Annotated in this window: 13 protein-coding genes and 1 pseudogene; all 14 read right to left on the reverse strand. The window is 40.1% G+C overall.

The genetic code is table 11. From position 1 onward, the window contains the following. Window positions 1-8: 8 nt before the first annotated feature. On the reverse strand, window positions 9-2,039 hold the full coding sequence (kdpB, locus tag KQI58_RS10155; RefSeq protein ID WP_216408844.1) for a potassium-transporting ATPase subunit KdpB: 2,031 nt from the start codon (window positions 2,037-2,039) through the stop codon (window positions 9-11). A 15-nt stretch (window positions 2,040-2,054) separates the two neighbouring features. Continuing rightward, complete coding sequence (kdpA, locus tag KQI58_RS10160; RefSeq protein WP_216408846.1) at window positions 2,055-3,731, reverse strand: potassium-transporting ATPase subunit KdpA; 1,677 nt, start codon at window positions 3,729-3,731, stop codon at window positions 2,055-2,057. 226 nt (window positions 3,732-3,957) lie between these two features. After that, complete coding sequence (locus tag KQI58_RS10165; protein ID WP_216408848.1) at window positions 3,958-4,362, reverse strand: pyridoxamine 5'-phosphate oxidase family protein; 405 nt, start codon at window positions 4,360-4,362, stop codon at window positions 3,958-3,960. Window positions 4,363-4,560: 198 nt separating this feature from the next. Then, window positions 4,561-5,805: an MFS transporter gene (locus tag KQI58_RS10170; protein WP_216408850.1), complete on the reverse strand. Its 1,245-nt coding sequence runs from the start codon at window positions 5,803-5,805 to the stop codon at window positions 4,561-4,563. A 103-nt stretch (window positions 5,806-5,908) separates the two neighbouring features. Further along, entirely contained in the window at window positions 5,909-6,679 is a 771-nt protein-coding gene (locus tag KQI58_RS10175) for a Cof-type HAD-IIB family hydrolase (RefSeq protein ID WP_216408852.1), read from the reverse strand. Between the two features lie 263 nt (window positions 6,680-6,942). Next, window positions 6,943-7,713: a Cof-type HAD-IIB family hydrolase gene (locus KQI58_RS10180; RefSeq protein ID WP_216408854.1), complete on the reverse strand. Its 771-nt coding sequence runs from the start codon at window positions 7,711-7,713 to the stop codon at window positions 6,943-6,945. 111 nt (window positions 7,714-7,824) lie between these two features. Then, window positions 7,825-14,013 (reverse strand): SpaA isopeptide-forming pilin-related protein, encoded by a 6,189-nt coding sequence (locus KQI58_RS10185; protein ID WP_216408856.1) that lies wholly within the window; start codon window positions 14,011-14,013, stop codon window positions 7,825-7,827. 113 nt (window positions 14,014-14,126) lie between these two features. After that, a complete protein-coding gene (locus tag KQI58_RS10190) occupies window positions 14,127-15,653 on the reverse strand; it encodes a helix-turn-helix domain-containing protein (protein ID WP_216408858.1) in 1,527 nt (508 codons plus the stop codon). Window positions 15,654-15,790: 137 nt separating this feature from the next. Next, entirely contained in the window at window positions 15,791-16,192 is a 402-nt protein-coding gene (locus KQI58_RS10195) for a VOC family protein (protein WP_216408860.1), read from the reverse strand. 170 nt (window positions 16,193-16,362) lie between these two features. Beyond that, window positions 16,363-18,432: a BglG family transcription antiterminator gene (locus KQI58_RS10200; protein WP_253295889.1), complete on the reverse strand. Its 2,070-nt coding sequence runs from the start codon at window positions 18,430-18,432 to the stop codon at window positions 16,363-16,365. 36 nt (window positions 18,433-18,468) lie between these two features. Continuing rightward, window positions 18,469-19,092 (reverse strand): bifunctional 2-keto-4-hydroxyglutarate aldolase/2-keto-3-deoxy-6-phosphogluconate aldolase, encoded by a 624-nt coding sequence (locus KQI58_RS10205; protein ID WP_216408864.1) that lies wholly within the window; start codon window positions 19,090-19,092, stop codon window positions 18,469-18,471. Continuing rightward, window positions 19,089-19,989 (reverse strand): annotated as a pseudogene (gene dapA, locus KQI58_RS10210) (4-hydroxy-tetrahydrodipicolinate synthase). Before dapA ends, KQI58_RS10205 begins: the two are co-directional and overlap by 4 nt. Next, window positions 19,989-20,609 (reverse strand): SIS domain-containing protein, encoded by a 621-nt coding sequence (locus tag KQI58_RS10215; protein ID WP_216408866.1) that lies wholly within the window; start codon window positions 20,607-20,609, stop codon window positions 19,989-19,991. The pseudogene dapA and the gene KQI58_RS10215 overlap by 1 nt, the downstream one beginning before the upstream one ends. Before the next feature lie 59 nt (window positions 20,610-20,668). Next, complete coding sequence (locus KQI58_RS10220; protein WP_216408868.1) at window positions 20,669-21,931, reverse strand: PTS ascorbate transporter subunit IIC; 1,263 nt, start codon at window positions 21,929-21,931, stop codon at window positions 20,669-20,671. Window positions 21,932-21,941 lie beyond the last annotated feature (10 nt).

A 21,941-nucleotide genomic window follows, 5' to 3' on the forward strand; every position in this document is an offset into this window, starting at 1 on the left:
CTCCTTCTTTATAAAATGATCATCGAAAGAATCAGGTCGATGATTTTGATAAAAATAAATGGGGCAATGATTCCGCCCAAACCATAAATCAGCAAGTTATGGCGTAAAATCTGACTAGCTGGCTTTTCCTGATATTTGACCCCTTTGAGTGCTAATGGAATCAACGCTACGATCACCAATGCATTATAGATAACGGCAGATAAAATTGCTGTCAGCGGACTACCTAAACCCATGATATTTAGTCGATCCAGTTGAGGATAAATACTATAGAATAAAACTGGAATCACCGCAAAATATTTGGCAATATCATTGGCAATACTGAAGGTCGTCAAAGCGCCGCGAGTCATCAACAATTGCTTTCCGATCTGTACAACCTGTACTAATTTGGTTGGACTGGAATCCAAATCAATCATATTTCCGGCCTCCTTGGCAGCTTGAGTACCTGTATTCATCGCCAAGGCCACATCCGCCTGTGCTAGTGCTGGTGCATCATTCGTCCCGTCACCTGTCATGGCGACCAGATGGCCTTTTTCTTGATAATCGCGAATCAAGTCCATTTTATTTTCTGGTGTGGCTTCAGCTAAAAAATCATCTACTCCTGCTTCTGCCGCAATTGCCGCTGCTGTCAATGGATTATCACCAGTGATCATAATTGTTTTGATGCCCATTTTTCGCATATCTGCAAATTTATCTTTCACACCATTTTTTACGATATCTTTTAAATAGACAACGCCCATCACCCGCTTATTTTTTACTACTACTAAAGGGGTCCCGCCTGCACGAGCAATTTTATCAACAATCTCATCACAATCAGCTGGATATTGTTCACCTTTTGACTGAACGTATTTTTTCATCGTATCCGCTGCACCTTTACGAATTTCATCCCCGCGATAGTTGATGCCGCTCATCCGAGTCTTTGCACTAAAATCAATAAAGGTCACTTCAGATTGCTGAAACTCCCTTTCTCGCAAATTGAATCGTTCCTTCGCTAAAATCACGATACTGCGACCTTCTGCCGTTTCGTCGGCTAAAGAAGATAATTGTGCTGCATCTGCAAGCTGTTCTTCTCTGACACCATTCACTGGTAAAAATTCGCTGGCGCGACGATTTCCAAGCGTTATGGTTCCTGTTTTGTCTAGTAGAAGAACATCCACGTCACCGGCAGCTTCGATCGCACGACCACTCATAGCGATGACATTTTCCTTCGTTAAGCGACTCATACCGGCGATCCCGATCGAGGAAATCAACGCACCGATAGTTGTCGGAGCTAAACAGATCAATAAGGCAATGACGATAATCATCGATAAGGCTTCACCTTTACCAGATAACTGACTGCTAAAATCAGTAAACGGTACTAAAGTAATCGAAACCGTTAAGAAAATGATTGTTAGAGTAATCAAGAAAATCTGCAGTCCGACCTCATTAGGCGTCTTTTTACGCTGCGTTCCTTCTACCATCGCGATCATTTTATCTAAGAAGGATTGACCATTTTCTGAGGTCACTCGAATCACTAGATAATCAGAAACAACGGTGGTTCCACCTGTCACCGCACTGCGGTCACCGCCAGATTCACGGATGACAGGAGCGGATTCACCTGTAATAGCACTTTCATCGACAGAAGCCGCTCCTTCAATCACATCCCCGTCGGCTGGAATTTGTTCTCCAGCACGCACATAAATCAAATCACCACGTTTTAAATCAGACGATCTCAACTCAGTAAAATTCTCTTCTTTAATATCTGCTAAGCTTTGTATTTTATAAGTCATAACTTCCTTTTTGGCCTGCTTTAAACTATCAGCCTGTGCTTTTCCGCGACCTTCTGCCACAGATTCAGCGAAATTGGCAAAAAGCAAGGTCAACCATAGAAAGACTGTGACAGAAATACTGAACCATAATGGCACGCCCATGGGATAAAAACATAACACCGTAGTAATGATCGCACCTAAATAGACAACAAACATCACAGGATTTTTGATTTGTTGGCGAGGGTCCAGCTTCTTAAACGATTGACCCACAGCCCATTGATAGATTTTCTTCATTTTCACTCACTCCATCTATTTCATCGTAAAATAATCTGCAATCGGGCCTAATGCTAAGGCTGGAAGAAAGCTCAATGCACCAATCACTAAAATAACAATAATCAACATAGATACAAACGTTGGACTAACAGTAGATAATGTACCTGAGCTTAAAGCCGCTTTCTTTTTACTGCCCATATTCTCAGCTAAGAGCAGAATAGCTATGATTGGCAGGTATCTTGATACAAGCATCAATAAACTACCTAAAAGATTGATAAATGGCGTATCAGCTAATAATCCGCCAAAAGCACTCCCATTATTATTTGCTAGTGAAGTCGCTCCATACAGCAACTCACTAAACGCATGGGGACCTTGATTTCTTAGCCAAGTCAGCACCTCTGGATGCAAAACGAATATCATTGCTCCAAAAAGCGTCAACATCAACGGCGTTAAAATCACGATGCTCGCCATTTTTATATCAAAAGCTTCAATCTTCTTCCCTAGATATTCCGGCGTGCGTCCCACTAACAATCCAGCAATAAAAACTGCCAACAGTAAAAATGCCAACATGCCATAAAGCCCGCTGCCAACTCCGCCGAAGATGATTTCTCCTAGTTGCATCAAGAACATTGGGATCGCACCGCCTAACGGTGTAAAGCTATCCAACATCGCATTCACGGACCCGTTGGAAGCCGCTGTCGTTCCGACTGACCATAAGCTTGACCAACCGACACCAAAACGCATTTCTTTCCCTTCTAAATTCGTCGAACCAAGTACATGAGTAAATTCCGGTCCATAGTACTCACTAAATGCCACACCAATAAAAGCCAACAAAAGGAAAAATAGTGAAACAATCATAATTGTTCGACCTTGTTTCCAATCCTTGACCCAAAAACCAAAAGCAAAGATCAATGCGGCTGGAATCAGTAAAATTGCCAAATTTTCTAAAAAGTTCGAGAAAATTGTCGGATTCTCAAACGGGTAGGCTGAGTTTGCACCAAAGAAGCCACCACCGTTCGTTCCAAGCTGTTTGATCGCCACTTGACTAGCTACTGGTCCTAAATGAAGCCAGAGATTTTTCCCCTCTAATCCCTCATAAGAAATACCTGATTTGAAAGTTTGGACGGTTCCTTGAGAAATCAGTAGAACCGCGAAAATGATCGCTAGCGGCAATAAAATATAGACCAAACTACGGGTCAAATCCTGCCAAAAATTTCCCAGCGCCTTCTTTTTAACCTGTGAAAGTCCCCGAAGCAATGCAACTAAAACTGAAAGTCCCACACCTGCTGAAACAAAGTTTTGGACCGTTAATCCGAACATTTGCGAAGCATTTGATAAGGTCGTCTCTCCAGCATATGCCTGCCAGTTAGTATTCGTTACAAAACTAACAGCCGTGTTCAATGCCAACGGCAACGATAAATTTTTCGCAGATGAGCCGCCAGGCATAAAGTGTTGTGTCATTAAAATAACGATCAACAATATGATTGATGAAATACTTAATAATAAAACACTTGCTCCGTAACGCTTTGCGGACATTTCTTTTTTACTAATTGGTCCGATAACTTTATAAAACAATCGCTCCAAAGGTTGAAGGAATCGAACACCCTTTGGAATGTTTCCTTGCATAATTTCTTTGATATACCAGCCCAATGGCAACGCCAATACTAATAAAGTAAACAAGAAAAATAATCCTTGATAGATGACACTACTCATATTTCTTCCCCCTTAAATAAAAACCAGAAAAGATAAATCATTAATAAGAGTCCAATGATTCCCAAAATAATCGTCATTTCATTTCTCTCCTTATCAGCCTTACTTCTGTTGTAACAAGGCTTACTTTCTTTACTTTTTAAGCATAAAAAAAAAGACCTAAAGATAGTGTGAAACTTGCGTCCATTTCTTTACACTATCTTTATATGGTCTTTTAAGAATTCCTTTTTTAAAAGGTGGTTACTTGAAAATCTTGATAAAACTCTCCCTGATCAAAAGTAAATTTTAGTACGGCGAAATCTGATAACCCTTCCCCTTGTTCATAATAAATGTGGTATTGATCCTGCCAAAACTCAATTTTATCCGCTTCTTTAGAAAGTACCTCCATCTCTCCAATCAGCGAGATACCAGTAAAATTTTTTGCATCATAAAAATATACACAGGCTTTTGAATTAGCCAAAAATTGTTGAACTTTATTCGATGACGTATTCGTATGCAGATACAAACAACTCTCATCGATTTTTATCGGCTTTAGCATTGCACGAATCATTGGATATCCCTCTTCAGTAATAGAACCTAAAAAACACAGTTCTTGTTTATCAACCAATGCTTGTAATTCTTTTTGAGCATTCATTATCATTCACCCTTTTTAATTTAGTATTTCAAAAAACAATTAAAAAAGCAAGAAATTTAATAGGTATATTTTATTCTCGTTTGTTAATATTAGCCATTTTCGTCAGAACAGAAAGATATAATTAGCTTTTAAAATTAAAATTTATCATTTTTAAACAATAAAATACGCCAGCCTAAAATGACCAGCGTATTTTTCTGCTTACTCTTTTACTGAATAAATATCGCTTTCCTTCGTTTCTCTGAACATCATGAAGCACACAAAAGAGATTAATAAAACGAATGCACTAATCATAAGTAATGGAACAAAAACACTGGTCGTCGTGTTTCTAAATACTAACCCCATCACCAGTTGTCCTAACGGAACCGCACATTGTGCCACTGCGATAATGGTTGCCATAACCTTTCCTAGGTTTGCCTTTGGTGTAATTTTTTGAACGAGTGAGATTAGGTAGATCGAGATTGCACTCAGCATCATTCCAATGATGATCTCCATAATGAGAACAACCATAAACCCTACACCACCACTGGTCATATTCAATAAGATATTCGTAATTACCAAGATAATGCCCGAGTAAGTAAACACACGATAAAAATTATTGAACTTCAGATTTTTCGTCAATGGTCCAGCTAGAATCGCTCCAACGATACTGGAAAGACTAAAGACACCCATCCCAATACCATACATTGTGTCATTAACCTGTAAAGTCATCCGTAGAATGATTGGCAAACCAACGATAAAGAACGAGGTTAAGGCAAAATTGATGGCAGCAGCAATCACGATTGATTTAAAAATCACTTGATTATTTTTGACTTCTTTAAACCCGTCCTTTAAATCAGCGGTTAATATTTCCATAACAGTTCCCGGTGTTTGTTCACGTTTTTCAAAAGGAATTTTCAAAAAGCTTTCGATGATTGCAGCAAGCACAAAGAAGATAATGCTGCTGGCAACCAGCATCTTCGCTCCCATCAACCCATAAAAAATCCCGCCAATGATCGGTGCCACCACATTCGATAATTGTAAAATTCCATTGGATAATCCATTAATTTTTTCCAACTCATGTTCTTCTACCAATAACGGAATACTCGCGCCCACAACTGGCGTATCAAAGCTGCCGACAATCGCTAAAATGAAGATCAAGATTCCGATGCCTAAGACAGATTCTGAAGTTCCCACAACCAAGAATAATAATGCCGCAATAATGGCGTTCGCAACATCCATTAACACCATCAAGACTTTTCGGTCATAACGATCCGCGATCGCTCCGCCAATTGGTGCAAACAAGACAGGTACGCTTGAGATTGCTAGAACGGTTGCAAATACGTCGGCTCTTCCTGTCACATCTAAAACAAATAATGACAATGCAAAACGTAAAATCGCCCCACCAAACACAGAGATAAATTGCCCTAACATCAAATAGATAATATTTCTCTTATTCCCTTTCACACTCTTTCCTACTCTCTTTCATTGATATACTTAGCTTAACGAATTCTTAAACTTTGAACATCCGCCTTAAGTCTCATTGTTTTATCATACTTTCAGTCTTTTCTTATGAGAGCAATCCATAATGCTTTAGCCCTTCCAATACACCATTTTCAGTCTTCGCCACATAGGAAGCCTGGGATTTCAACTGTTCTGTGCCGTCGCGCATCGCTACTCCATAGTCCACTAGCTGAAACATACTTAAATCATTGTTTTGATCACCAAAGGCATAGGTTTCTATCTGTGTCCCCGCCATCGAAGATAAGAGCTTTTGAATGGCGGTTCCTTTTGAGACCTTTTTTGGCAGAACATCAATCGCTAATGGAGCAAAGCGAACAGTATCAGCTACCGATGCTAATTTTCCAATAATCTTTTCCTCCAGCGCTTCATTTAAATAGAGATTCATAAAATTAACCGTGTTCGTTTGGTAAAAGTCGGGTGAGATTGGAATCTCCTGAATTCCCATATACGCGATGTGCTCTTTTACAACATCTGATAGCTGATTGATCGCAAACTCACGCTGATTAAAGTAGCCGACAGCTAACTGATTTTCCTTGGCAATCCTTACTATTTTTTCGATTTCTGGTGTTGAAAATTTCGCATTTTGAATTACTTTTCCATTTAAACGAACATAGCAGCCATTGGATAATATAAAATGTTCTGCTTGAAGTGTCCTCAATAACTCTTTTACCTCATAATAGCTGCGTCCCGTGGCAATGATTGGCAGTACCTGATTTTTTCTCAGCTGCTCAAAGGCAGCGATCGTCTCCTGATCTACCTGCAGGCTTCCTCCTGAACACAATGTCCCGTCTAAATCAAAAAAAGCAAGTTTCATCATTCCTGTCATCCTTTCAATTGTTGTTGATTTTTATGGATACACAGACGATTTTCTCAGACGAAAAAATCCGAGTGAAAAGTCAGTGCATCACAAATACACTGAACCTTTCCCCTCGGATTTTTTATATCAATAGGTGCCTTTTACAGATTAGTAAAAGATGAAGCCCTCGGTCACAGTCCTCTACTGAGCGGAACCCTAGCTCCAGTTTTCCAGTTCACAATAAATCATACCATTGTTCGAAAGTAGGTTGCAATAGTCATTTTCTAGGAAATCAGCCCGTAATACTTCAATCCCTCCAACACACCGTGTTCGGATCGCGCTACATATGTCGCATGATTTCTCAACTGTTCGGTAGCATTCGACATGGCAATCCCATGATCGACGATTTGAAACATGGATACATCGTTATCATTATCGCCAAAGGCATAGGTCTCGACGGCTGACTCGGAAAGTTGCTCTAGCATTTTTTGAACGGCCTTGCCCTTTGAAACATTTTTAGGTGAGACGGTCAATGCTAAAGGCGAAAAACGCATGCGATCGACGAATTCCTCGAGCTCGGTGTCGATTTTAGCCTCTGTCTGCTCATCCAGATACAAATTCATATAATTGACCGCATTGGTTTGATAAAAGTCTGGTGAAATAGTCAATCCCTTGATTTCCATATGGACTGCGTGTGCTTTTACCATTTCTGAAAGTCGCGTCACAGCATAGCCTTGCTGATTGAAGTACCCAATGGGGGAATCATGCTTTTCTGTCAGCGCCAAAATCATCTCGATCTCTGGGTTCGAAAAGGTTTTGTTGATGATTGTTTTCCCAGAAAAATGAGCATAGCCGCCACCCGCTAAAATGAAGTTTTCAATTTTTAGTTTCTGAAACAACTCCTTCACTTCATATAAGCTTCGTCCCGAAGCAATGACAGGATGGATTTCATTTTTCCGCAGCTGATCAAATGCTTCAACAAGTCCTTCACCCAATACCAACGTGTTGCCTTGGCAAAGTGTCCCATCCAAATCAAAAAACGCTATTCTTTTCATCAACTCATCCTTTCTTCAAAGCTCTTTGACCAAATCATATAGCGCTTTCACATATTAAGCAATGAGAAAAAGACCTAAACAGCAGATATTTCACTGTTTAGGTCTTTAGAATTACACTTTTTTTCTTCTATAATAAATGGTTCCAGCAATGATAAGAACTGCTACACCAATCACCAATAACCACGGGTTGCGAGTATCATTGGTTTTCGGGTAACTTCCTGTTGTTGTTCCTAAATCATGCTTAGAATTGTTTGATTGATTTGACGATTTCGGTACATCAGGTATTTTAGGGAGTTTCTTATTCACAAACTCTCCAGCATCAACGATTGCGGGTTTATTATCTTCAGCTGATTGAATCGTAAATGTTCGTTTCTCTTTATTGATTGTATAGCCAGCTGGAGCTTCTTTCTCCATAAAGTAATAATCCCCTGGTGAAAGATTTTCTACTAAGAGTTGCCCATTTTTATCAGAAGTATACTCTCCGACTTGTTTTCCATCAGCGTGATACAATCCAAAGACGGATCCTGACAAGCGTTTCCCTTGATCTGAAACCTTTGTCATTTTGACGCTGCCCTGATAATTGATAAAGTCTTCAAGTATGATGGTTTCAGGTTTCCCTGAAGCTTTATTGCTGATTTCAAATGAAACGATCTTTTTATTCAAGATAAAATTCTTTGGTGCTTTGGTTTCAACGAGTTCATATTTACCAGGAGTCAGTCCTGTCGCAAAAACTTTTCCTGTTTTATCTGAGATAAGCTTTTCAACTGCTTTTCCTGATGCATTCATCACCGTTTGAACCTTGCCTGCTTCATCGCGAATCTCGAACTCTGCATCTTGGAGTGCCTTACCAGCTTCATCCTTCTTCAGCCATTCGACTGAGCCTTGATAATTGATAAAATCACCTAAATCAATTGGCTCTGGTTTTCCTGTTTGTTCGTGAATCTCAAATGGATGAGGTTTGGTGTCCAAGATATAACCTTTAGGTGCCTTCGTTTCAACAAGTACATATTTTTGCGAGGCTTCTCCTTCTAGGTTAATTCCCTTAAAGTATATTTCACCGTTTTTATCAGTAACTATGGTTGTTGTAGATTGAGCGTCTCGATTGGTGACAGAGACCGGATCTCCTATTGGCTGATCCTGATCATCTGCCTTATAGATTTGATATTCTGCCCCGGCTAGAGCTTCTTTTGCTTCATTGATTTTCCGGCCAATCACTTCTACTTGATAGTTTTCAAAATCTAGATTGTCGATGATCGGATTTTGATCATCATTCTCCTGAACCACAAAATAGATGGGTTGGTCATTGACGATATAGCCCGGTGCTGCTTTGGTTTCAACAAGCTTATAATTTCCGGCTCCAAGGTCTGAAATATCAAGAATCCCATTTTCAGGAGTGATCACTTTTCGTACATGCTGCTCTTCGCCATCAACGATTCTGTAAAGCTCAAATTCTGCGCCTGCAATCGAACCGCCCTCACCCACTTTTGTGATTTGCGCTTTTCCGCGGAAATTTTGGAAATCACCGACATCAATAGTCGCGGGTTTTCCATCGGCTGATTTAGGTACTTCTACTTTGATCAAGGCTGGATTGATAACATAATCAGAGCCTTCGGTAACGGTTGGTGCTTTTGTTTCTTGATAATAGTACGTTCCCGGTGCCAAATCCTCAAAGAGTACGTTGCCGTTTTTATCACTTTTAGCTGTTTTTACCACGGTTTTCTTATCATCTTTATAAAGAGTAAATTCTGAACCGGATAAGCCTTCTCCATCGGTATTGCGTTTCGTTAATTGGACAGACCCTTTGTAGTTAATGTAGTCAGCTAACTCAATGACTGGAACCTTGCCGTTATGCGACGATTTCACCGTAAATGTGACCTTCTTTTCATTTAAGAGATAACCCTCTGGTGCTTTCGTTTCGACAAGCGTGTAATTCCCTGGCGCCAGGTGATCGAAATGAACCTTTCCATCCTCACCTGATTTAATTGGTTCTTGATTTACCTTTTGGTTCGTAGCATTGTATAAATCAAACTCGGCTCCTGCAAGCGCCTTGCCTTCTTTATCTTTCTTCACAAATTCAACAGAACCTTGATAGTTCGTTAATTCTAAAGGAGAACCATTTGATTGTGTCGTCACTGTTTTTGGTTTTCCATGAGCAACTTCATCTATCGTAAAAGGGACTTCCTTGTTGTTAAGAATATAGCTTTGTGGTGCTTTGGTTTCGACAAATTTATAGTCTCCTGGTGCAAGTCCTGTTATGGTAACTTTTCCATCTGCTTGTGAGACTAAAGGCTGTGGATTCACTTTCTTGCCATTACTGTCTAAAACATCAAACTCGGCGCCTTGCAGCGGGTTGCCTTCACTGTCCGTTTTGATTAATTCAGCAGAACCTTGATAATTTTTATATTTCACATTGATCGTCGGGATTTGATGGTTGCTGTTTCGATAGACCACGAAGGTTACAGGATCATTATTCAGAATATAGCCATTGGGTGACTCAATCTCGGTAATCCGGTACAGTCCTAGCGGCAAACTATCAATTTCTAAAATCCCCTCACTATTTAAGCGATCAGGATTCAATTCAACTGGTTCCCAAAGTGAGTGATTCGGCATCAAATTGCTAAAATGTTCTAGTTTAAAGCGAGCACCTTCTTGAATATCTCCGCCAAACTTGATGGGATTTCCATCAGCATCGGTCTTTTGCAGGATGACTTTGTTGCGCTCATTCGGAATCGTCATCACACCTGCATTTTCAGTTGAGGTACTGTCGTCAATTGTGATTCGCTGGCCATCGGCTAAATCATCTGGAATAGTATGGCCTTTAGGCGCAGCTGTTTCGATTAATAAATACTCACCATAAGGCAGATTACCAAAAATAAGCTGTCCATTTTCATCAACTTCACCTTTACGCAATAATTGAGTTTTTGAGGTATTCCAAAGTTCAAACTTAGCCCCTGTTAAAGGTGTTTTTCCGTCTGCTTCTGTCTTTTGGATCACTAGTTTCCCCTTTTTACCAGACGCTGAACCGCCGCTGTGATTCAGTTCTACCGTGACATCTTCGCCATCACCACCAGAAACCGTCTGCTCATTGTCGCCTGTTACCGTAATTTTGTTTGAAACAGTATCTTTACTTCCCTCAGAAGAGGAGGTGATATAGCTGCGGTATTCTAGCTGATAAGCAGTATCGATTTTGTCATTCAGCTTGATGGTCATGGTTTGTTTACCCGTGACATTATCGGTGGTGATTTCTACGGTGTAATCCTTATTTAATTTCAAAGGTTTATCATAATTCAGCGTTACGGTGCCATCTTCTGCGACGGTTGTTTCGTAAAGTTGGATGGAATCCTGATCGATCACCTGGTTATCGGAAGGTTCATCTTTGATCACCACATGATCAAGCGTTGATTGGGAAGGATTGATCACTGCATGCCAATTGACATAATCAGGATTTTTACTGTCCTGTTCACCGGTCTTTTGGGCATATTTACCGCCATATTTTACGCCGACCTCTCCGGTGACGTCACGGTCATCGTCATTGTTTTCATAGCGTGCGACATTGGTGTATTGATTCGATCCTTCGACGATCTTCCCTTCCACAGAGGTGTCAAATTCGATTAGATACGTTTCGTCTGATCCTTCAGGAAAATCAATTTGCAGCAGCTGATCATTGGAAGTGCTAGGTTCAACAATCTTCTTCATCTCGTCATTTACGACTTCTTCAGGCTGCTTCTTCGTAACGGTGCCATCTTTCTTGACCTCAGCTTTGTAAATTTTCAATGAGCCATCGACGTAGTCTTGATTCTCTTTTATTTTATCCTGCAGCTGTGCGTGCGTGAGGATATTATGACTGAGATTCACTGCAATCGTCCAAGTAATATGCTTCGTTTGAGCATTATAGATCCCACTTTTTTGAGCATTTAATTGGAATGGATCATGAGGTTTGAAGTCTTTGTCGTCATCAGAAGTATGCTTTCCGCCATTTTCATCTTCCCAATCAGCCTGCATTTTATTTTTAAAATGATCTAACTCAGGATTATTAGGGTCCAATAAGCTCACATCAAAATTCGTCCGATAGTTGATTTCTAATTCGGACTCCGTTGGATTGTAATCTCCTTTGAAAACGACTTTAAAACCAATCTCATTTTTTCCTGAGCTATCACTTAATAACTCAAGATCATAATCTTGTCCCGGCACCAAGACACGATTTTTCGTTACATCACGAATTTCAAAATCTGGCTTTAAATCTTCTTTGATCGCCATTGATAGGCCGGGTATTGGAGAATAGGTGTCGGTTAATACTAGGTTTTCCATGTAATAGTGATTCTTATTGACATTAATCTTCCAGCCAACTTTTTTGTCCGCGTAATCGATATCTGTAATATTTTTGATCACGTTTTGTTGCTGCGCCGTTCCTTTGTCACCATCTGTTTGTCCCGTGCCTGTTGTTACATTATTTGTTACTTGAGTAGGATCGGAGACGATACCATTAACCTTGGTTTTGTACTCGACTCGCACCGCTCCGTCGACATCATTTAAAAATTTAATGACAAATCCTTCGCCATCAGGATTGGGCTCCAAAACATAATCTTTTCCTTCAACTAAAGCTTCTCCCTTAACTTCATTTCCTTTTTTATCGAAGGTGATTGGATAAAGCTTGATTGAATCATCGACAAGATCCATATTTTTACTGATGGTATCCGTAATTACGGCATCACCTTTAGCAATATTCTTCTCGTCATAGTTGTATTTGATCGCCCAGCTGAATTCCTGATTATTGGGATCATAGCCGACCATATTTTTTTCAACTGGTTTCCCAAATGTGTTTGTCACTGTTGCTTTGGCATCGATTCCATCGTCGTCATTTTTATCCGTCAACTGTGCGACATTGGTAAAACTGACTTTTCCACCGTTTTCTGGCTTCGCTGAGTCTTCAATATCTGTTTGATAAACTAAACGATAGGCTTTGTTGGTCTCACCTAAAATCGTGACATTGCCATTTTTATCAACAGTATATTCATTTGAGCTGAGTTCTCGACCTACTTCTTTAATGGTTCCGTCTAGATTCATTTCTAATTCCATTACTTTTACAGATTTATAGTCAATTCCTTCAGGCCATTTTTCCGTGATCTTCGGATCTTCTAAATGGTTCATGGATTGATTAAAGTCGACTGTCCACTCGACACTGCTAGGATTAGGTGTCCGATCGAAGTGTCCCTGCTTGTCAATGGATTGCTCCGTATCAGGACGGATCTCAACATTGACAGGCGGCAAATCATCCTCCACCGGATAGTGAATGGTGATATCACCGGGGCCATCAATATGCTCTTTTTTGAACTCCGTATCAAAATAAAAGCTGCCATTAATATCACTTTGATTTTTTACCTCTTCAGTAAATTCAAAACGAATATTTCCGTCTTGATCAATGGTATATTTAGCATAAACTTCGCCCGCTTCATTTTTTAATTCACCGGTTTGTGCTTGCTTGGGTTTCAATTCTTCGGGTAATTTGAAATCAAAGTAATCTCCTGGTTCGATTTGCTGACGCACATCTTCTGGAATATTCCAGGTATAGAACGCTCGGACTGTCGTGTTAAAGGTGATTGGCGGGGTGACAACATTGCCATTCTCGTCCAAATAAACTAAATTCGAGCTCGTCAAAATCGTACCTTCACCATTCGGAAAATATTCTCGAATATCGGTAGGGCCATTAGCCCGCGCCTTTTCGTTCTCAACTGCGTCTGACTGAGTGGATTCTGTTGTCGCTACTGTTGCTGATTCAGTCGTTTTCATTGTTTCTTTCGATGAATCAGGCTCTGTGTTTTCTGTTTTACTTGCTGTTTCTGAAGAGCTAGTTGCTGTTTCAGTTGAATTCACTGAATCAGAGTTAGCTGCTTGTTCAAACGTATAAGTTAGTTTCTGCTGCTCATACGTGACGTCCAAGCTAGCTAATTCAGTTGTATCCTTTAGATTGAAATGGATAGTGCCTGATCCAGCAACATCACCAGGAATAATAATCTCTTGATCGTTCTCTACTTTTAACGCTGTTGTTTTACCAACCATTTCGATAGTCGCTTGCTGAATCACTGGTTGAGAAAGCTGAATTTTTCGATCATCTTGCCCCTCCTCTAGCATGAGCTGAACGTCTAGTTGACTAGCGTTCTGTCCTGCTGTGATACTCTCAAGTTTTAGTTCAGGTTCATTCAGCTCCTCGGCAAATACCGTCAAAGGAGTCAGTGAATTGATCAAGATTAACAAGGTCATAAAACCGTAAATAAATTGATCTAATCGTTTCTTCCGCTTCATTTTTACACCTCTTACTTCTGTTTTCTTACACTGTATTTCTATTTATAACAGAATAATTTTTCAGAAATTTTCAAAAACGAAGCTTTCATAGAACGATTTTTGGAAGAGCAAATTTATTGCTTTTCTTTTGAAACCTCTTTTAACACCTGAGTTAACCGATCCAAATCATTAAGCCCTAAGCGTCTGCCGATGACTACTAGTCGAGCTTTGGGGTAGGCTTTTTTTAGATCCTTAAAGGTTCCCGTAGTCAGTAAAACATCCACCTCTTTCGTATCTGTTGAAAAGACATCGGTGAATGTTACGTTGTATAGATAGTTAAAGTGCCCTTGCAACTGTTCAATATAGTTTTTGGTCATCAAACTAGGCATATCACTTTCTACTAAGACCGTAATAGGCACCTCATATTTACACGGTTCATCTAAATATAACGCGTTTTTCAAATAGGGGATCATTAAAAAATCGGCTTCTAAAAAGATTGGATTATTTGACTCTTCGTGTAACACTTCAATAAACCGGCGCATTTTTTCTGTCATTCGCGGATAGCGTTCTTTGAAAATTGCTTTGTACGTATTACCTGTCATATCGGTATTGAAGCCTTTAAAATATCGCGCAAAAAAATGACCGCTTAGTATGTAATTTCGGAAACGCAGAAATTCATCTTCTTCAATAGGAAAGAATTCGTCTTGAAATCTGTTGACCATCAAATCTGTCGCTGAAAAAATTTGAGTGTTCTGTTGCGCCTGCTGCTGATACAGAGCATTGATTAATGGTTCCTTAAAAACATCAATCGTTTTGGACATGGAGAGCCAAACAAGGAAAAAGAAAGGAATCTCAGACTGCTTTGTGTTGATCACGCCTTGAGAGATACAAAGCTGTTTTTCAAAAATAGGATACAGTGTATTAGAAGTAATCTTCTTTTCTAATTCCGTAGGCATCTGGAGAATATTGCCTTTACGCGTGCGAATGATCGCTTCCGCAAAAATATAAACCAGCTGCTTTTTATAGGCATAAGGAATATTTGGATAAACAGTAAAATCACTATCCAAGATTTCTTCGACATAGCCTTCAAGCAACTGCTCATCGATATAGGTAAAGGGCCAGCTGCTTCCACGATAAATACTCCAGAAGAAAATCACCATAATCATCCGAATCTGATATTCTTCTCCCTCCAACTGAAAAGTATCACGGCTAATTTTAACCTTATAACGAGTTAGCATCCGACGAACCTTCGCTAAATCTCTTCTCACTGTCGATTCACTGGTAAAGTGCGTAAGCGCATAATGTCGCACACTTTGAAACTCATCCAGAATCAACGTTTTTAAGAGAACGACTGTGGAACAGCCTTTTACGATCTCTGTTACTAAATTGTATACATCTGCATCTATTGCAACCGTCAGACGAACCCCTTTTCCCTTTGATAATTGTAAAGAAAAATTCTCTGAATGAAGGTCTGCAACTTTTTCAGCTAGACTATTTATGATGCTTAGCGTGGTCCGTTTGCTTAAGTCTAAAGCTTCACTTAACCATTCACGCGTGACCCAATAACCATTTTTCTCATTCAATAATAAAATCATTCGCCGTTGAAGAAAGGTCTCTCGATCAAATAGCTCTTCAAAATAATCTTTTTGCGTTGTTGGCATACTAATCCCTCTTTTTTTGATAATAATTCTTCGGTCATTTGTTTCCTCTCTTTTAGAATAGTAAATAAATGAGTAAAAAGGTATCAGGACGCTCAATAAGCTCAAAAAAAATCACGGATCGCTCCGTGATTTCGCTATTAAGGCATATTCATCCAAACTGGTTCAAATTGATTGCCGTCCAAATCGGTGACTTCCAGACTAAACATTTGATCCTCCGGCACATTCATATCAACGGAGAAATAATCTCCGCCATTGGCCTTCGCCGCTTCCGCAATTTTTCTCACCGCAGCAGGACTTTCAACAGAAAAGGCTGTCAATGCCCCGCTTTCGCTTTTTGTATCCGCGATCCTTTTATTCTTTAGGAATAGGTTGTAGAAATCATATTCCAACAACATAATCCAAAATGTTTCGTCCCATACCATTGAGCTCGTTTGCTCATTGGAAAACTCTGCGTTCTTCTTAAAGCCTAATTTCTCGTAAAATTCAGTCGCTGCCTGTACATCCTTCACCGGAAAATTTGTAAACACCATCGTTGCCATCTTGTCCACTCCTTTAAATTTTCGTCTATTATGCAAGAATGTTGGACACAAAGCAAAGAAAGCGCTTGTATAAAACTTAACGAAGCTTACTTGTTGTAGCTCTGAACTATTTAATCACTTAAAAACAGCCGTACTCACTACGAGCACGACTGTTTTCTATGACTATTCATCTAGAATAACGCTGCTATCCATTGATAGGCTTCTTCTGGTGATGTCGCGGTATCCAGCATTTGGAAAAAATCAGTTCGATCAATCAAGGACACTAATTCAGCTAAGGCGGTTAAATGTTTTTTACTATCAACTGCTGCTAAAGTAAAAATATATTTCATCGGTGTTTGACCTAAAATGTTTATTGGTGTTTTAAGTACGGTGATTCCTAATCCGACATCTTTTGCACCATCTTCTGGACGAGCATGAGGGAGTGCGACATTTTCTGAAATGACCATGTAAGGTCCTTCCTGGTAGGTGGTCTGGATGATCGTGTCAATATAACGGCGACTGACGATCTCCGCCTCGATCAGCGGAGTGGCGGCTACATAGAAAGCTTCTTCCCAACTATTGGTTGAAAGATTTAACTGAATAAATGCTGGAGATAAAATATCGGTTAAGCTGAGATCACCTTTCTCAGCATTTGTTGATCGTTGGTTTTTCAAATAATTCTTCTTAGGTTGTCTTAAATGTCGTGCCAGCTCTTTTCGCAGCCCGACCTCATCATGGATTGTCGCAAACTTACCCATAATCGAAAACAGCTCTTCAAACTGGTAATCACCTGATAAATTTCTGTTCCCGCTTTGAACCTCTTGAACCAAATTGTATTTTTCATCGATCGTCATAATAGGATTGACTGTGTAAACAGGTTTTTTCAAGGAGTAGAGTCGCATATTGGGAACCGTGGTGAATATCATATCGTAATCCTGGTTTTTTTGATAGATTTCATTCGTTTCAATCGGCCCAATAAAAATCATATCAGGGAAAAGATTTTTTAATTCATTATAAATAATTGCAGAACTGCCGATACCATTCGGACAAACAATGACACCTATCTTTCGCTTCACCTGATATTCATCATTATTATCGATTAAGGAAGCAAAATGGATGGTTAAAAAGGCGATCTCTTCATCAGGAATCATTGTTCCAAATAAATTCTCGATCGGCTTCATTGTCTCCTTAACGATTTGGAATAAATCAGGATACTCCTGGATCATCTTTTCGCTTAAGGGATTAATGATTGGCAAATGAAAAAACAAACGGTAATATGCCGGTCGAAAGTGACTGTATACTTGCTTTTTGACCGCCACTTTATCCTTAAAACGAATCCCCGATAAGCGCTCAAAGCGATCAAAAATTCGTTCGACCAACTCATTGATGATTGAGGAATCGGGAGCTTCTTCATCGGCATTTCCAATTGCCATTCCCAGCATCCACCCGCAAATATAGAGAATCGCATACTCGTTATCGATTGAGAATTTTTCAAGTAAACTTTGAGAAAATGTATATTCCTTCATTTGGTAGAGCTTCTGAAAATTGTACCGCTCATGAAATTCAGAGCCTTCTTTAGAGAGATGCGGCAATAAAAAAATCAGCATATAGCTAAACTCCAACAATCGATTTTCTACTAAAACGATTGAATAACGATCCAATTCTGCGGCAATCTGTTCGAACATCTGCTCCTTTTCGATCGTGCTTTCATTGAACAAAAAGTAGTCCCAAAGAAAGCTGCCGTTGTCTGAACGTAGATCCTCCAATACCAGCTTCATCAAATGATAGCGCAAAACAGATTCATTTCCCGCCAGATAATACCCTTTTCTACGATTGTATTTAATCTGGATATCAAAAACTTCCAGTTCCTTTTCCACTTTCTTCAAATCATTGATGAAGGTGGTCTTACCAATATTTAGCGCCTCTAAAAAATGATTCACTGATAAATATTCCTCATAATGATAGAAAAGCATCAGGTAAATATATTTTTTTCGCTCCTCGATATCCATCTCGTAATAACGATAGACATTCTCACCAGAAAAAAAGTCAACAAAAAACAGTCGACTTGCTTCTGATAAATGGAAATTGTTACCGTCAAAGCAAACAGGAGGAAGCTCTTCATCAGATAAGGATTCATTGATTTTGTTGATGACGTACTCAATTTGAACGCGTGATAAGTGAAGCTGATTCGTGAGATTGCTTTGAGAACGAACGGGTTTTTCGATCAGTTTTATCAGTACTTGTCGTGTTCTTTGATCCATATTGTACACGTCTATTCCTCCTGTCTAAAATAAATGTTATTCTACGGGAACTTTTTGACGCAACCGTTTCGCATTTTCTGCGATTTCTGCTTTTGTTCCTTTTGACAATAATGTACCGATCCCCATACAATCAACACCAGCTTCAAGCCAGTCAGCTACATTTTCCACTGTGACACCGCCTGACGAAAGAACGGGAACCTGCGGCATAGGCGTTTTAATAGTTGAAATAACTTTCGGACCAATAAAAGAAGAGGTCGGAAAAGCCTTGATCATATCCGCACCTGCTTCCAGAGCTTCAACGATTTCGGTCATTGAGGTGCAGCCTGGCATATAAGGAATTTGATAGCGATTACACATTTTTGCTACCTCTAAGTTGAAATTAGGTGCGATAATAAATTCTGCTCCCTTTAATAGTGCTTGACGTGCCGTCTCGCTGTCAAGCACCGTTCCTGCACCAATCACGATTTTTTCTTGATAAATTTCTTTTAATTGCTCAATAATCTCACCGGCATTATTATTCGTATAACTGATTTCTAAGCAGGAAATAGTGCCTTCAAGACAGCCGTCGACGATTTCTTGTGCCCGTTCGATCGTTTCCACTCGAATGATTGCCATTAATTTTTCTTGGCAAATTCGAGACAAGGTTTCTATTCTTTTCATAGTAGTTCATTCATCCCTTCAATTTCTCGATATTTTGCTAACGTATTGCGGATCTCTGAATCAAACGTGGAAGAAATTCTGCAAACCGGCGACTTCGGTGCACCGACAGGAATTCCTATAAGTTCTAGACTATGTTTAAGAACACTTGGTACCGTCGCCAGCTTCAGAATCCGCCGAAAGTCATTAATACTTTCTTGAAGCACCTGTGCTTCTTCGCTTTTATTTTCAATAAAGGCGTGATAAATACCTAGATCCGTTTTTGTTAGGACATTAGAGGTCGCTGCGACAGCACCATCTACACCCTTTTACAAAGCTGGTAAAATCAACGAATCCGAACCCACTAGAACCGAAAAATCCTCCCGCTGATTCAACTCTAAATACAGTTGAATATTTTCTAATTGCCCACTGCTATCTTTGATTCCGATAATCTGCGGGAGTCTGATCAGCTCTTTAAAGACCGACTCGCTGATGGATATTTTCGTATTGGCGGGAATGTTATAAAGAATAATTGGCAGTTCGGTATTTCGGGCAATTGTTTGATAATGATGGATCAGCTCTTCATCACTAACCTTAATTAAATTAGGGAGTAATCACAGAAACTGCATCTACGCCCAGCTCCGCAAATTGATTCGTCAGCTTAATGACTTCTTCGGTCGAGATACCACCCGAACCGGCAAAAACTGGCACGCGTCCGGCTGTCTCATCCACAACGATTTTAACCAATTCCAGTTTCTCTGCTTCACTCAAGGCATAGAATTCTCCGTTTGTTCCAAGAACAAATAGACCATGCACGCCGTCTGCGATCAGCTTACTCACTAGCTTTCGCGTTGCAGCTTCGTTAATTCCATCATCCGTTAACGGCGTTACCATTGCAGTAATAATTCCTTTAATTTTCATTAGCTGCCTACTTCCTTTAAATTCTTAATTGACTCCCCTAACGCACCACCCGGATGCCACTGATAGTATTTATCCAGATCTAATTGCTCCTCCTGCTGCAATAAAATCGAAAGACATTGCAAGACGATGATCTCGGCAATAATCGAAATTCTCGGAGGTTTATTCAGATCGTCTCCTTCTCTGTTCACGCCTGCTAAAAGAAAGACCGTTGAATGTTCCTTCAACCATGAATTTTCACCGCCGCTAACACCAATAATCTTGGCATCTAACCGTTTTAAGGATTCTACTGTTCGCTTTAATTCTTCGGTTTGCCCGCTATTTGAGATAGCGATAACAACATCTCCTGGTAACACTTGTCCGGCTGACCCATGAATTGCCTCTGTCGTATCCAAGTAGTAAGTAGGTGTTCCAACAGAAGAATTTAAAGCGGCGATATATTCTGCTACATGACTAGGTTTGCCAACTCCTGTAATATGAACACGTCCGTGGTTGCGCTTGGCTTCCGAAATCACTCCACAGGCTTCTACGACCTTTCTTTTGTCTAAACGATTGATATAATCATTGATCTCCGGTTGAAGGATCTCAATATATGCATCCAATTTTTTTGTAGTAATTTCCATCAGTTTGACCTCACTTTTTTTAAAACAGACCTAGCAGATTTCCACTAGGTCTGTTCGTCTTACCTACCAAATAATGACAATAGCTTATCTAACAAAATGCCCATTACGTTGTAATCAATGTTCGGGAACGTAGAGCCTTCAATCCCCAATGTGCCATACAAGGGATAAAGGACCGTCGGAAGAAAAGCCAGCAACAATCCGATAACAAACGATCCGACAACTGCTCCACGCCAACCGCCAGTGGAATTTCCGAAAACACCCGCTGTTCCGCCAGAGAAGAAGCAGATATGCGCTGCAGGAATGATCACAACAGGAAACTTAAGTGCCACCATGATGAAGACACCAATCAGACCCGCTGCATAAGAAGACAGGAAGCCCACGATAACCGCAGTCGGTGCAAAAGGAAATACCGTTGGCACGTCTAGTGCAGGACGAGAGTTTGGGATAAATTTTTCTGAAATTGAAACGAAGGCAGCCGTAATTTCTCCTAAGAACATCCGAACACCTGTCATCAAAATCGACATCCCAGCCGCAAACGTAAAGGCTTGTACAAATGGGAACACTAACCAATGCTGGGAACCGGCAAGTTCTTCAACCGCAGGACGTCCAGCCTTTAACGCAGAAACATAGAATAAGATCAGCATCACTGCCGAAACGCCCATTAGAAAATCACGGAAAAAAGAAAGCCACTTAGGAAAATTAATATGTTCCGTTGTTTTTTCTTTGTGTTTACTGAATAATTTTCCGATATACCCGGATAAGGCGTAACCGATCATATTAAAGTGCCCGATCGCCGTTGCATCACTATCGGTAATCTTCCGCATGAAGGGCTGACACAATTCTGGTAATGCGGCGGAGAAGAAGCCTAATAATAATCCCCCAATAGCGATCGCAGGAATGTCAGCTACATGATGTGCCTTTAAAATCAATGAGAGTACACACGCGAAAAATAAACTATGCCCTGTGGTGAAAAAGATATTTTTGAATGGCGTGATCCGAGCAATCACTAAGTTCATGACGAACCCAACAATCAACGTACAGCTAGTAACAAACGCATATTCAGTTTGCGCTAAAGCCGTTGCGGCCTCCGGAGAAGCCACCACGCCTTGAATGTGAAACCCGCTTTGGAATAACTGATTGAAGTTTTGCAATGCAGCCGTCATGATTGAACCACCCGCACTGAAAACTAAGAAACCGATAATCGTTTTAAAGGTTCCTGTTAACACCTCTGTCCCGCTCTTCTTTTGAGCGACAAGCCCTATAAATGCCACTAACCCTAGCATGACCGCCGGTGTACTTAAAAAACTGATCAAAAAGTCCATTTTCTATTTT

Origin of the sequence: Enterococcus raffinosus, assembly GCF_018917525.1 — a bacterium.
GTDB lineage: Bacteria > Bacillota > Bacilli > Lactobacillales > Enterococcaceae > Enterococcus_A > Enterococcus_A raffinosus_A.

Bases quoted from the DNA above. Each gene is read 5' to 3' on its own strand.
- KQI58_RS10185 (WP_216408856.1), bottom strand. From the start codon at position 14,013: ATGAAGCGGAAGAAACGATTAGATCAATTTATTTACGGTTTTATGACC.
- KQI58_RS10190 (WP_216408858.1), bottom strand. From the start codon at position 15,653: ATGCCAACAACGCAAAAAGATTATTTTGAAGAGCTATTTGATCGAGAG.
- KQI58_RS10175 (WP_216408852.1), bottom strand. From the start codon at position 6,679: ATGATGAAACTTGCTTTTTTTGATTTAGACGGGACATTGTGTTCAGGA.
- KQI58_RS10205 (WP_216408864.1), bottom strand. From the start codon at position 19,092: ATGAAAAGAATAGAAACCTTGTCTCGAATTTGCCAAGAAAAATTAATG.
- KQI58_RS10180 (WP_216408854.1), bottom strand. From the start codon at position 7,713: ATGAAAAGAATAGCGTTTTTTGATTTGGATGGGACACTTTGCCAAGGC.
- kdpA (WP_216408846.1), bottom strand. From the start codon at position 3,731: ATGAGTAGTGTCATCTATCAAGGATTATTTTTCTTGTTTACTTTATTA.
- KQI58_RS10165 (WP_216408848.1), bottom strand. From the start codon at position 4,362: ATGAATGCTCAAAAAGAATTACAAGCATTGGTTGATAAACAAGAACTG.
- KQI58_RS10220 (WP_216408868.1), bottom strand. From the start codon at position 21,931: ATGGACTTTTTGATCAGTTTTTTAAGTACACCGGCGGTCATGCTAGGG.
- KQI58_RS10200 (WP_253295889.1), bottom strand. From the start codon at position 18,432: ATGGATCAAAGAACACGACAAGTACTGATAAAACTGATCGAAAAACCC.
- KQI58_RS10215 (WP_216408866.1), bottom strand. From the start codon at position 20,609: ATGGAAATTACTACAAAAAAATTGGATGCATATATTGAGATCCTTCAA.
- KQI58_RS10195 (WP_216408860.1), bottom strand. From the start codon at position 16,192: ATGGCAACGATGGTGTTTACAAATTTTCCGGTGAAGGATGTACAGGCA.
- kdpB (WP_216408844.1), bottom strand. From the start codon at position 2,039: ATGAAGAAAATCTATCAATGGGCTGTGGGTCAATCGTTTAAGAAGCTG.